This window comes from Streptomyces sp. MspMP-M5 (genome assembly GCF_000373585.1).
Classification (GTDB): domain Bacteria; phylum Actinomycetota; class Actinomycetes; order Streptomycetales; family Streptomycetaceae; genus Streptomyces.
The window spans coordinates 116,546-129,435 of sequence record NZ_KB891951.1 but is presented as its reverse complement, the minus strand read 5'-3'; the positions used below and the strand labels follow the sequence as shown (position 1 = coordinate 129,435).

Here is a 12,890-nt window from a genome sequence, read left to right as displayed (position 1 = left end):
GTGCAGCGCTGCCCTGACTTACCGTCAGTTTCAGGGCGTGGCGCGGCACCCGGGTGACGTTCGTGCGGTCCGATCAGGGGGCGTTGAGCGTATTTGATTCACGGTTGACCTTCTTTGGTCAAGCCATTGACGCAACGGCCATTCCCTTGGCAGGGCGCGTGCTGCTGCGCAAGACGAACGCACCGGCTGTGCATGACATGTACGCGACCACCCCTCGGTCCTTGTCAGGAGTTCGCATGGAACCCGACCAGCACTTCCCGGCTCGCCGTCGGCTGCTCGCCGGCGCCGCCGCATTCGCCGCGGGCGCCGCCCTCACCCCCCTCACCCCGGCCGGCGCCATGTCGCCCCGCAAACGGGCCAGGAAATCCGCCGGCTACCCGCCCGTCCACTGGCACCCCGCCAGCTCGGGCAACTACACGGCGGCCAACCGCCCGAGGCAGTACCGCATCGACACCGTCGTGATCCATGTGACGCAGGAGACCTTCAGGGAGACCCTGCGGATCTTCCAGAACCCCAGGCACAAGGCCGCCGCGCACTACGTCGTCCGCTCCTCGGACGGTTACATCGCCCAGTGCATCCGCGAACGCGACGTCGCCTGGCACGCCGGCAACTGGAACTACAACACCCGCAGCATCGGCATCGAGCACGAGGGCTGGATCGACGACTCGAAGTGGTTCACCGAGAGCCTCTACACCCGCTCCGCCCTGCTGACCGCCGCCATCTGCGAGCGCTACGGCATCCCCAGGGACCGCAAGCACATCATCGGGCACGTCGAGGTCCCGGGCGCCAACCACACCGACCCCGGCCGGTACTGGGACTGGGCCCACTACATGGATCTGGTCAAGGGAGTCTCCTCCTGGGACCACAAGTGGGACCACAAGGGCGACGGCTTCTGGGGCCACAAGGGCGACGGCTTCTGGGGCCGCAAGGGAGACGACTTCTGGGACCGCGAGGGGGACGATTTCTGGGAGGACCTGCTCGACTCCTGAAGCCCGCCGGGCCGGCCGCCCACGGCCCGGGCCCCGTGCCGCCGCCCGCTCCCGGGCGACACGGCACCGTTCCACGAATGTTCGGAATCCCGCCATCGGCGGGTCATAGTGAGCGCGGCCACCACCTGGGATTGTTGACGCGACGTCAGGGGGCTGTTGTGAAGCAGCAGTTGGGCAAGTTCCGGACGGTGGCGGCGCTCGCGGTCGCCTGGGGCCTACTGGCCGGCGGCACGGCGGCGGGCGCGACACGGGCGTCCGCCGACGGCGGTGTCATCCGGACGGCCCCGACGCGCCTGGCCCGCGGCGTGACCTACACCGAGTTCCGCATGCGCCTGCCCCGCGGCATCGTCCACGGCCATCTGCTGACCGTGGACCTCTCCGACCCCGCGGTCTCGGTGGACCTGCTCCACCCGGCCGCGGTCGCCGCCCGGGCCCCGGTGTCCGAACTGGCCGACGACCGGGACGCGGTCGGCGCGGTCAACGGCGACTTCTTCGACATCAGCGAGGCCCAGCACCCCCAGGCCAAGGTCACCGGCTCCTCGGTGGGGCCCGCGGTTGAGTCGGGGCGGGAGCTGAAGGCCGCGGTGCCGGACGGCCAGCGATTCGGCCCGACCCTGCCGCCCGGCGCCACCACCGAGGACGTCCTCACCATCGGCTACGACCACCGCGCACGGCTGGACCGCCTGGCGCTGCGCGGCACCGTGCGCAGCCACGAAGGCTCCTGGCCGCTGCGCGGACTCAACCAGTACGCCCTCCCCCAGGGCGGCATCGGCGCCTACACCCCCCTCTGGGGCGCGGTCTCCCGCGAACGCGCGGTCTGCGGCACGGACACCGACCGCGGAGCCGGCTGCGACACCGACACCGCCGAGGTCACGATCCGCCACGGCCGCGTCGTCCAGACCACCGCCCGTCCGGGTGCCGGTGTGATCCAACGGGGTTCGGTGGTCCTGGTCGGCCGCGAACAGGGCGCGCGACGCCTGCGCACCCTGCACCGCGGCGAGCGCGTGCACATCGGCCACCGCCTCGTCGGCCACCTGCCGGGCCGCCTGCGCTGCGCGGTCGGCGGCTTCCCCGTGCTGCGGCACGGCCGCCCGGCCCGCGGCCTGGACACCGCGGCCGTCACCATGCGGACCTCCGTCGGCATCGCCGACCGCGGCCGCACCCTCTTCCTGATGGCGCTGGACGGGGAGAAGGGGAAGCACCAGACGGGCCTCACGGTGCGGGAGCTGGCCAAGCTGATGACGCTGCTCGGCGCGCGGGACGCGATGGACCTGGACGGCGGCGGCTCCTCGACGTTCGTCACCCAGGATCCGTACGGCGAGGCGGAGGTGCGCAACCATCCGACGGACGGGAGGGAACGGCCGGTGGCCAATGCGGTGGGGGTGTTCTCCGGCGTGGGCGGCCTGGGGGGATTCTCGTAGGGGTGACAGCTTGGGGTGGTGGCCGGTGGCGCCTCGGGGTGGTGATCACCGAGGGGCACGCCGCGGGGTGACGGCAGGCTAGTCGGGGCCGGGTGCGTGGCGTGGCGAGCCTGGGCAAGTCCGGGAGGCTCGTCTGCGGTGTCCGGGGCGTCTTCGTCCGGGGGCGTGCTCCGGGGCGTTCCGCCGCTTCGCTGTCGGGGTCGGCGGGACTCCTTTCTGTCGGGCGGGTGGTGCTTCTTTCGGTGGGGCGAGGCTTCACGCTCTCCGTGCGTGGGTTCACGCTCTCCGTGCGTGGGGTCGTTGGGCGGCTTGGGGTTCTGCTGTGGGCCGGGGTGCCTCTGCCTCTTCCTCTGTTCGGCAACGATTACGGAGAGTTATTTGTTCCCGGAGCCTTACGGAGGGTGGTGGCGTTCTTACTTCAGGTGAGAGCGGGGGCAAGGCAGCGTTACGGGCGGACGCTGCTGACTACGTCGGCGGCGCCGGCGAGGCCGTGGTGGATGTCGGGGGCGAGGCTGCTGCCGGCCAGATAGAAGCCGAGTAGTCCGCACACGACGGCGTGCGAGATCTTCAGCTTGCCGCTGCGCAGAAAGAGCACGACCAGGATCACCAGCAAGAGGATGACCGAGATGGAGACCGCCATGGACACAACACCTCCTCGACCGCCGCCCGAACAGGCGGTAAGCGGTGGCCAGTTTGGCGCATTTCGGGGTATGTCCGGTTCACGGGAGGGTGCGCCAAACAGGTGGTCACTGCGGGTCACGTAGGCAGGGGTGGGTAGCGGAGCTGGGCGGGGTGGATGCCCTCGGTCGGGTGGGGTGGGGGCTCCGGGGCAGGGGCAGGGGCAGGGGTGCCTCGCCGGGTCGGGTAAGTCGAGTCGCTCACGATCGGGGCGGGGGCCGGGCCAGGGCGGAGGCCGGGCCCAGTGGGGCCGAGCCGGGTCGCGGCCGAGTGGGGGCGGGAAGGTGGGTGACTCGACTCAGGGTCGGAGTCCGGGTCGGGGTGGGGGCGGAGTCGCGTGGAGGGTGCGGGGCAGGGTTTTCGTCTCGGGGTTTCGTTCTTTTGGGTGGGGATGTTCGGGACTTGGGGGTGTGAGGTGGGCGTGAGGAGTGGGTTTGCGGCGCCGGGGGTGGCGGGTGGGGTGAGGGCGTTCGGGTTCATAGGGGTCGGTAAAGAAGTGGCATGGATCACGTCACGCCTCGCAACGGGGGGTTGCGATTGAGCGTCTTAGCGGCCGACATCGCCGCCGCCCGCTCCACCGACGGAAAGTCCGCCCATGAGCCTGAGCCCCGCCCGGTCGTTCCGGCCGTCCCGGTCGTTGTGTGTCGCCGTCGCGCTGATGCCGGTGCTCGGCATCGGCACGCTGGCGGCCTGCGACGCGGCCCGGGCGTCGGCGACGCAGGCGCGGCCGGTGAAGGTGGGACTGGGGTCGGCCGCCGGGCATCCGACGGTGCAGGCCGGCGACCGACTGCGGGTCAGTGCGGCCGGCGGGGTGCTGACCGAGGTGACGGTGACCGATCCGCGGGGGCGGCAGCTGGTCGGGGCGTTCAGCCACGGCGGGACGATATGGACGTCGCGGGCCAAGGCTGCGCCGGACACCAAGTACTCGGTGCTCGCCCGGACGAAGGGGGTCCAGGGCACCCCCGGTGAGGCCAAGGAGTCGCTGACCACCGGGAAGGTGGCCAAGCGGAACCGGGCGACGCTCAGTCCCCGTCCGCGCGACGGGGTGGTCGGCGCCGGCGATCCGATCAGCCTCACCTTCGCGTTCCCCGTGCGGGACCGGGCGGCGGTGGAGCAACGGCTGCAGGTCACCACCGACAACCGCACCGAGGGAGCCTGGACCTGGGTGTCCGGCCACGGCAAGGAGCGGATCGTGTGGCGGCCGGCGAAGGGCTGGAAGCCGGGCACCAGGGTCACGCTGCGGGCCGAGCTCAACGGCGTGGACTCCGGTGACGGGCGGTTCTTCACCAAGGACTACGGCCTGCGGTTCACCGTGGGGCGGGGTCCGGCCGTCCGGTCGGACCCCGATTCTGACGCGTACATCACACCCGGACTCGGACTTACGCCGGCTTTATGGCAAGGTCCAGGTGGGTGACCTGACAGCGGTCACCGAACCCTCCCTGCGAGGGACAGACAACCGAGGGGGCGGGGCCGGAGACTGGATGGTCGCCCGGTCGCAGCGGCAGGGGACCCGGGGTGGCGAGCGCACTCCCCGCGGTTGGTCTGCCAACCCCTTTTCAGAGCCTAATGTGACGGAATGAGCACCGTGCAGGACCAGGATCAACTCACGGGGTGGCGGCGCCTGCGGCGCCGCGTCCCCAATGGCTTCGCCATCGTCTTCAGCTTGCTGGGCCTTTTCTGTGCCCTGACGGCACTGATCGGGCCCCTTCGGCGCACCCTCCACTCGGTGACCTACTGGCTGGACACGCTCACCATCCCGGTGACGGCGAACTTCGCCTACGCCGTGTTCCTCTTCCTCCTGGCCGCCGCGATGGCCGCGCGGAAACGGGTGGCGCTGTGGTTCGTGGTCGCGTACATGGCGCTGAACGTCCTCGCGGATGTGCTGTTCATGGCGGACGGGGCCTGGCAGTTCGGCTTCTCCCTGGTGCTGTGTGCCGGGGCGCTGGTGCTGCTGCTCGTCTCGCACCGTGAGTTCTACGCGATCACCCGGCGCGGCGCGTTCCTGCGGGCCGCGCTGGTGCTGGCCGGTGGGCTCGTCGTCGCGGTGCTGATCGGCTGGGGCGTGGTGTCGCTGGCGCCCGGTTCGCTGGAGCGCGGTGGCGGCAACCGGCTGCTGTGGGCGGCCAACCGGGTGTGCGGCGGGCTGGTCGGCGGCAAGATCGTCGAGGGGCATCCGCCGCACTGGATCGGCACTCTGCTGGGGCTGCTGGGTGCGCTGGCGCTGCTCAACGCCGCCGCCGCGCTGTTCCGTTCGCAGCGGATGGAAGCGGCGCTGCACGGCGACGAGGAGGACCGGATCCGGGCGCTGCTGGCGAAGTACGGCAGCCAGGACTCGCTGGGTTACTTCGCGACGCGTCGCGACAAGGCCGTGGTCTTCTCCCCCAGTGGCAAGGCGGCCGTCACCTACCGTGTGGAGACCGGGGTCTGCCTGGCCAGCGGTGATCCGGTCGGTGACCGGGAGGCGTGGGGTCCGGCGATCGACGCGTGGCTGGAGGTCGCGGGTCGCTACGGCTGGCAGCCGGCGGTGATGGGCGCGAGCGAGGAGGGCGCCAAGGCGTTCGCCCGTGCGGGGCTGGGTGCGCTGCAGCTCGGTGACGAGGCGATTCTGCATGTCTCGCAGTTCGATCTGGACGGCCGGGACATGCGGGTCACCCGCCAGGCCGTCAACCGTGTCGCGCGGGCCGGGGCGACGTTCCGGGTGCGGCGGCACGCGGAGTTGACCGATGCGGAGATGCAGGAGGTCATCCAGCGGGCGGACGCGTGGCGGGACACCGAGACCGAGCGTGGTTTCTCGATGGCGCTGGACCGGCTCGGGGACGAGCAGGACGGCGAGTGTCTGCTGGCGGAGGCGTTCGACGCCGACGGCAACATGATCGCGCTGCTGTCGTTCGTGCCGTGGGGCAAGGACGGCATCTCGCTGGACGTGATGCGGCGCGACCGCAGTGCGCCCAACGGCGTGATGGAGTTCATGGTCGCGCAGCTGTGTGCGCAGGCCGGGTCGATCGGGGTGCGGCGGATCTCGCTGAACTTCGCGGTGTTCCGGTCGGCCTTCGAGGAGGGTGCCCGGATCGGTGCCGGTCCGGTGCTGAAGTTCTGGCGCCGGCTGCTGCTGTTCTTCTCGCGCTGGTGGCAGCTGGAGGCGCTGTACCGCTCGAACTCGAAGTATCTGCCGGAGTGGTACCCGCGGTTCCTGTGCTACGCGGATGCCGGTGCGCTGGCGCGGATCGGTCTGGCGTCGGGTATCGCCGAGGGCTTCGTGGCGGTGCCGAGTCTGGGCAAGCTGTGGGGCAAGGGCCACAAGAAGCGGGTGCTGGCGCCGGCGAGCACGGCGGGTCTGCCGTCGCTCGACGAGCTGGGGCTGGTGGCGGCTCCGCCGGCCACCGAGGAGGAGCGCCGGGAGCAGGAGCTGGCGGCGCTGCCCGAGCAGGTGCGGGTGCGGCACCGGAAGCTGGAGCGGCTGCGGGAGGCGGGTACCGACCCGTATCCGGTGGGTGTGCAGCGGACGCACACGCTGGGCCAGGTGCGGGAGGAGCACCGGGAGCTGGCGGCCGGGCAGCGTACCGGCAAGACCGTGACGGTGGCCGGGCGGGTGCTGCTGGTCCGTGATCACGGCGGGGTGCTGTTCGCGGTGGTGCGCGACTGGTCGGGCGATCTGCAGATCGCGTTGACCCGGGATGCGGGCGGTGAGCTGCTGGACCGTTTCGGTGCGGATGTGGACCTCGGTGACCATGTGGAGGCCGAGGGCGAGGTCGGTTGCAGTGACCGCGGTGAGCTGACGGTGTTCGTGACGCGGTGGCGGTTGACCGCCAAGTGTCTGCGTCCGCTGCCGGACAAGCGGCGGGGTCTGTCCGACCCGGAGGCCAAGGTCCGCCAGCGGTATGTGGACCTGGTCGTGTCGCCGAACGCGCGGGAGACCGTGCGGGCGCGCAGCACGGCGGTGCAGGCGCTGCGGCAGGGGTTGATCGACCGGGGTTACCTGGAGGTCGAGACGCCGATGCTGCAGCAGATCCACGGTGGTGCGAACGCGCGTCCGTTCCAGACGCACATCAACGCCTACGACCTGGATCTGTATCTGCGGATCGCGCCGGAGCTGTATCTGAAGCGGCTCTGTGTGGGTGGTATGGAGAAAGTCTTCGAGATGGGGCGGACGTTCCGTAACGAGGGCATCTCGTACAAGCACAATCCCGAGTTCACGATGCTGGAGGCGTACCAGGCGTTCGCCGACTACGACGTGATGCTCAACCTGACGCGGGAGCTGATCCAGGGGGCGGCGGTCGCCGCGTTCGGCAGCGCCACGGCGCGGAAGGCGGATGCGAGCGGGCGGCTGGTCGAGCACGACATCTCGGGTGTCTGGCCGGTGAAGACGGTGTACGGGGCGATCTCCGAGGCGTTGGGCGAGGAGGTCGACGCGGACACCGATCCGGAGGTGCTGCGGCGGTTGTGCCTGGCGGCTTCGGTGCCGGTCAATCCGGAGATGGGCCGGGGCGATGTCGTGTTGGAGATGTACGAGCGGCTGGTCGAGGAGAAGACCACGCTGCCGACCTTCTACAAGGACTTCCCGACCGATGTCTCGCCGCTGACCCGTCAGCACCGCAAGGATCCGCGGGTGGCCGAGCGCTGGGACCTGGTGGCGTTCGGGACCGAGCTGGGTACGGCGTACTCGGAGCTGACGGATCCGGTGGAGCAGCGGCGGCGGCTGACCGCGCAGTCGCTGCTGGCGGCCGGCGGTGATCCGGAGGCGATGGAGCTGGACGAGGACTTCCTGCAGGCTCTGGAGTACGCGATGCCGCCGACGGGTGGTCTGGGGATCGGTGTGGACCGGTTGGTGATGTTCCTGACGGGTCTGTCGATTCGGGAGACGCTGCCGTTCCCGCTGGTGCGGAGGCGCTGATCGCGCGGGGTTGACGACGTCCGGGCCGTGCGTCCGGATGCGCGGGGCGCTGCCCCGGACCCCGGTCCTCAAACGCCGGACGGGCTGGATTTTTTCCGGCCCGTCCGGCGTTTTTTGTGCCGGTTACTTGTTGGCCTGGTGGTGGAGGGGTTCGCCGCGGAGGTAGCGGGCGACTTCGGCGGCGGCGAGGGCGGCGGCCTTGTGGGCGACCTGCTGGCTGCCGCCGGCGACGTGCGGGGTGAGGACGGCGCCGGGGGCGGTGAGCAGGCGGGAGCCGGCGGGGACGGGTTCCTGGGGGAAGACGTCGAGGCCGGCGCCGGCGAGGTGGCCGCTTTCCAGGGCGTCGCAGACCGCGTCGTAGTCGAGGAGGGCGCCGCGGGCGCAGTTGACGAGGACGGCGCCGCGGGGCATGGCGGCGATCTGTGCGCGGCCGATCATGCCGGTGGTCTCCGGGGTGACCCGGGCGTGCAGGGAGACGATGCGGGAGCGGCTCAGGAGTTCGTCGAGGGTGACCTGTTCGGCGAGGCCGGCCAGGGTGTCGGGGCGGACGTAGGGGTCGTGGACGAGGAGGTGGGCGCCCATGGCGTGCAGGACCTTGGCGACGCGGCTGCCGATGGCGCCGTAGCCGATCAGGCCGATGGTGGTGCCGTCGATCTCGATGCCGCAGTTGTCGTAGTCGTAGAAGTCGCCGCGCCAGGTGCCGGAGCGGAGGGCGGTGTGGGTGTCGCCGACGCCGCGGGCGGCGGCCAGCAGCAGGGTGAGGGTGTGTTCGGCGGTGGCGGTGGCGTTGCGGCCGGGGGCGTTGCAGACGGCGACGCCGTGGCGGGTGGCGGCTTCGAGGTTGGCGTTGACGGGGCCGCCGCGGCTGGTGCAGAAGAGCTTGAGGTCGGGGCAGTTGGCGAGGATGCGCTCGGTGAGCGGGCCGTGTTCGGTGACGCAGATCTCGATGCCCTGGAGGGCCTGGATCATCTCGTCCTCGGTGCCGGATGCCTCGGTGACTTCGGCGACGGGGCCGAAGGGGGTGTGGGGCCAGCCGAACTGGATCTCGCGTATGTCGAGCGGGGTGTCCCCGGTCGCCTTGCGTACGGCCGCGGTGAACAGGCCGGGGCGGATGAAGTGGTTGCCGGCGGCGAGGACGGTGGTGGTCATGTGGGGTGCTTCTCCTGGTGTGCGGTGTGGTGCGTCGTGCGGTGTGATGCGGTGGCCGGCGGTGGGTCAGGGGAGGGCGGGGGCCGTGGTGAGGGCAGGGGCGTTGAGGCGGAGGAGGGCGGTGTGGTCGTTCTCGATGCGGATCTCGGTGAGGGCGCCGTTGTGGAGTTCGGGGAAGGTGCGGCGGTATTCGGCCAGGGGGATGCCGAGGAGGTGGCAGAGGAGGACGCGGATGAGGGTGGAGTGGGCGACGATCAGGATCCGGCCGTGGGGGTGGTCGCGGGTGAGGTCGGTGAGGCAGGCGGCGGCGCGTTGTGCGGCGTGGCGGGGGTGTTCGCCGCCGGGGAGGTGGTGGTCGGCGGGGTCGGCGAGGAAGGCGGCGAGTTTCTGCGGGAAGTGCTGCCGCATCTCGTCGCGGGTGAGGCCCTCGCCCTGGCCGAAGTCGAGTTCGGTCAGGCGGGGGTCGGTGTGGGGGGTGAGGCCGCAGGCGTCGGCGGCGGGGGCGGCGGTGCGGCGGGCGCGGGAGAGGGGGGAGGTCCAGATGGCGGTGAGGCCGGCGGTGGCGGCCCAGTCGGCGAGGGTGTGGGCCTGTTCGCGGCCGCGGTCGGTGAGCGGGACGTCGGAGCGGCCGGCGTAGCGGTTCTCCGCGTGCCAGACGGTCTCGCCGTGGCGGACGAGGAGGAAGTCGGTCACTGGGCGGCTCTCCTGAGGGCGTGGTCGGCCACGGCGGGGTCGAGCCAGCCACGGCGGGTGAGTGCGGTGACGAAGCGGTGGTAGGTGGGGAGGTGGCGGGTGGTGCGGTGGGGGTCGGGGCGGATCTCGGTGCCGGGGCGGACCATGGCGGCGGCAGTCGCGGGGAGGCCGGCGCCTGCGGAGGCGGCGGCGAGGACGGCCATGCCGAGGGCGCCTTCGGCGTGTTCGGGTACGTGGACGGTGCGGCCGAGGACGTCGGCGCGCAGCCGGCACCAGTAGGTGTTGCGGGCGCCGCCGCCGGTGAAGGTGAGGGGGCCATCGGTGGGGGCGCCGAGGTGGTCGAGGTAGTCGAAGCAGAGGCGTTCGAGGCAGGCGACGCCGAGGAGGTAGGCGTGGAACTCGGCGGCGCGGGTGGGGGTTTCGCCGAGGATGAAGGGTTCGGCTTCGGGGGCGCGGAAGGGGAAGCGTTCGCCGCCGGTGGAGACCAGGGGGTAGGCGACGGCGTCCGGGTCCTGGGCGGCGGCCTGTTCGGTGAGGACGTCGAGGTTCTCGCCGTGGAAGTACTGGGAGATGACGCCGGCGCCGCTGCTGGAGGCGCCGCCGGGCAGCCAGGTGTCGCCGGGGCCGCGGTGGCAGTAGACGATGCCGGCGGGGTCGCGGACGAGGTGGTCGCTGCTGCCTTTGAGGACGAGGGTGGTGCCGAGCACGGCGTTCCAGGCGCCGGGGGTGAGGGCGCCGGCGCCGATCTGGGCGGCGCAGCCGTCGGTCATGCCGGCGACGAGGGTGGTGCCGGCGGGGATGCCGGTGGCGTCGGCGGCTTCCGGGCAGACGGTGCCGAGGACGGTGCCGGGGCGGACGACGTCGGGCAGGAGGCCGGTGGGGATGCCGAGGGTGTCCATGACGTCGTGGGGCCAGCGTTCGTCGATGAGGTGGTAGCCGGTTTTGAGGGCGTGGCTGGCGTCGCTGGGGACGGGGTGGCCGGCGAGTTTCCAGGTGATGAGGTCGACTTGGTGGAGGAGGCGGGAGCCGGTGCGGAGGGTGGGGTCGTGGTCGAGGAGCCAGCGGAGTTTGGGCAGGGCCCAGGAGGGCGGCATGCTGCGGTAGCCGAGGGTCTCCCAGACGTGGGCGCCGGCGGCGTTGACGGTGGTGGCCTGGTCGGTGGCGCGGCCGTCGTCGTACATGAGGCCGGGGGTGCGGGGGGTGCCGTGGGGGTCGGTGAGGAGGAGGGTGCCGGAGGTGCCGTCGATCGCGAGTCCCCGGATGCGGTGGGTGTCGAGGCCGGTGAGGGCCTCGTGGCAGGCGTCGGCGAGCGCGGTCCACCAGGTGTGGGGGTCCTGTTCGTGGCGGTTGCCGGTGCGGTGGCTGGTCAGCGGGCGGGTGGCGGTGGCCAGGAGGGTGCCGGTGCCGTCGACGGCGAGGCAGCGGGCGCTCTGGGTGCCGAGGTCGAGGCCGAGCCAGATGCCGTCGGGGTCGGGGCCGCTGCCGGGGCCGGTGGGTCCGGGGGCGTGCGGGTCAGACACGGATGCCTCCAGGGGCGGGGGTCTCGGCGGGGTGGTGGGTGGCGTCGGTGTGTCGGGGGGCGGGGTGCCAGGTGGCGGTGGTGCGCCAGCCGGCGGTGCGGGCGAGGTCGCGCCAGGTGAGGAAGTCCTGGTGGAGGGCGGCGTAGAAGGCGGCGCGCTCGGGGTCGGGTTGCCAGCGGTGCTGTATGTGGACGTACTTGTCGGCGGCGCGGTGCATGCTGCCTTCGGCGCCGGTGCGGACCAGGCCGGTGAGGAAGGCGCCCTTGGCGCCGATCTCGGTGTCGCCGGAGCGGGCGGTGGGGACGCCGGTGGCGTCGGCGATGAGGGCGCACCAGGCGTCGCTGTTGGCGCCGCCGCCGCACAGGCGGAGTTCGGTGACGTCGGTGCGGGCGGCGGCGAGTGAGTCGCGCAGGACGAGGGAGAGTCCGTCGAAGACGGCGCGGGCGAGGTCGGCGGGGGTGTGGTCGAGGGAGAAGCCCCAGAAGGAGCCGCGGGCGCCGGGGTCGAGGAAGGGGGCGCGTTCGCCGGCGGGTGAGAGGTAGGGCAGGAACGTCAGGCCGCGGGCGCCGGGTGGGGACTGGAAGGCGAGGCGGGCGAGTTCGGGTGGTCCGGGCAGGTGGAGGAGGCGGGCGGCCCAGCTGAGGACGTCGGCGCCGTTGAGGGTGGGGAAGGCGCGCAGGACGCGTTCGCGGCCGCGGTAGGCGATGTGGACGCCGGAGGGTTCGCCGGTGGTGTCGATGCCGGTGCGGACGATTTCGGTGCACAGGGTGGTGCCGAGGATGCTGCATGCCTGGCCGGGGTTGACGGCGCCGACGCCGCGGGCGGTGGCGGCGATGTCGTAGGGGGCCATGACGACGGGGAGGCCGGCGGGCAGGCCGAGTTGGGCGGCGGCGCCGGAGGTGAGTTCGGCGGTGCGCTGGTCCTCGCCGAGGACGGTGGGCAGGAGCCGGGCGTGGCGGGTGAGGCCGAAGAGGTCGAGGACGGTGGGGTCGTACTGGCCGGTGGTGTGGTCGAGGAAGGGGGCGGAGGCGTCGGATTCGTCGGTGGCGCGGACGCCGGTGAGGCGGAGGAAGAGCCAGCCGGCGGCGGTGAGGGAGGTGGTGGAGCGGGCGAGCCGGTCGGGGTCGTGGGCGGCGAGCCAGGCGAAGAGGGCGTTGGGCATGCCGGCGCAGGTCAGTGAGCCGTTGCGGCGGAAGGCGGCTTCGAGGAGGCCGGCGCGCTGCCAGGTGGTGAGGAGGTCGCCGGCGCGGCCGTCGGACCAGAGGATGGCGGGGCCGGTGGGGCGGCCGTGGTCGTCGATGAGCCAGGCGCCGTCGCCCTGGGCGGTGAAGGAGACCAGCCGGACGGGGTCGGTGAGGTCGGTGAGGGCGTCGCGGACGGTGTGGACGACGGCCTGCCAGACGGCGTCCATGTCCTGTTCGGCCCAGCCGGGGTGGGGGCGCAGGACTTCGGTGGCGACGCGGGAGACGGCGGTCTCGTGGCCCTCGTCGTCGAAGACGACGGACTTGATGACGGTGGTGCCGGCGTCGATGGTGAGTACGGACATCAG

Annotated in this window: 8 protein-coding genes and 1 pseudogene; 4 read left to right on the top strand and 5 right to left on the bottom strand. The window is 72.1% G+C overall.

The genetic code is table 11. The annotated features are described in order from the left end of the window. Window positions 1–236: 236 nt before the first annotated feature. Both B073_RS0136325 and B073_RS0136320 read left to right on the top strand, forming a co-directional pair. A pseudogene (locus B073_RS0136325) lies at window positions 237–851 on the top strand (N-acetylmuramoyl-L-alanine amidase); the annotation flags it as partial. A 296-nt stretch (window positions 852–1,147) separates the two neighbouring features. Then, a complete protein-coding gene (locus B073_RS0136320) occupies window positions 1,148–2,410 on the top strand; it encodes a phosphodiester glycosidase family protein (RefSeq protein WP_018542971.1) in 1,263 nt (420 codons plus the stop codon). A 445-nt stretch (window positions 2,411–2,855) separates the two neighbouring features. On the opposite strand, the gene B073_RS0136315 is transcribed toward B073_RS0136320, so the two are convergent. Further along, window positions 2,856–3,050, bottom strand: a complete 195-nt coding sequence (locus B073_RS0136315; RefSeq protein ID WP_026248055.1) for a hypothetical protein — start codon at window positions 3,048–3,050, stop codon at window positions 2,856–2,858. Window positions 3,051–3,683: 633 nt separating this feature from the next. On the opposite strand from B073_RS0136315, the gene B073_RS0136310 reads away from it, so the two are divergent. Both B073_RS0136310 and lysX read left to right on the top strand, forming a co-directional pair. Continuing rightward, a complete protein-coding gene (locus tag B073_RS0136310; RefSeq protein WP_018542969.1) occupies window positions 3,684–4,502 on the top strand; it encodes an Ig-like domain-containing protein in 819 nt (272 codons plus the stop codon). A gap of 162 nt (window positions 4,503–4,664) precedes the next feature. Continuing rightward, the gene (gene lysX, locus B073_RS0136305; RefSeq protein WP_018542968.1) at window positions 4,665–7,979 is read left to right on the top strand and encodes a bifunctional lysylphosphatidylglycerol synthetase/lysine--tRNA ligase LysX; all 3,315 of its coding nucleotides are present in this window, start codon (window positions 4,665–4,667) and stop codon (window positions 7,977–7,979) included. A 123-nt stretch (window positions 7,980–8,102) separates the two neighbouring features. Here lysX and B073_RS0136300 read toward each other — a convergent pair whose 3' ends face one another. The 4 genes from B073_RS0136300 to B073_RS0136285 form a co-directional block, all read right to left on the bottom strand. After that, window positions 8,103–9,128, bottom strand: coding sequence for a 2-hydroxyacid dehydrogenase (locus tag B073_RS0136300; RefSeq protein WP_018542967.1), 1,026 nt, complete (start codon window positions 9,126–9,128; stop codon window positions 8,103–8,105). A gap of 66 nt (window positions 9,129–9,194) precedes the next feature. Then, complete coding sequence (locus B073_RS42360) at window positions 9,195–9,821, bottom strand: histidine phosphatase family protein (protein ID WP_018542966.1); 627 nt, start codon at window positions 9,819–9,821, stop codon at window positions 9,195–9,197. After that, complete coding sequence (locus B073_RS0136290) at window positions 9,818–11,341, bottom strand: FGGY-family carbohydrate kinase (RefSeq protein ID WP_018542965.1); 1,524 nt, start codon at window positions 11,339–11,341, stop codon at window positions 9,818–9,820. The genes B073_RS42360 and B073_RS0136290 overlap by 4 nt, the downstream gene beginning before the upstream one ends. Further along, complete coding sequence (locus tag B073_RS0136285; RefSeq protein ID WP_018542964.1) at window positions 11,334–12,887, bottom strand: FGGY-family carbohydrate kinase; 1,554 nt, start codon at window positions 12,885–12,887, stop codon at window positions 11,334–11,336. The genes B073_RS0136290 and B073_RS0136285 overlap by 8 nt, the downstream gene beginning before the upstream one ends. Between the last annotated feature and the right edge of the window lie 3 nt (window positions 12,888–12,890).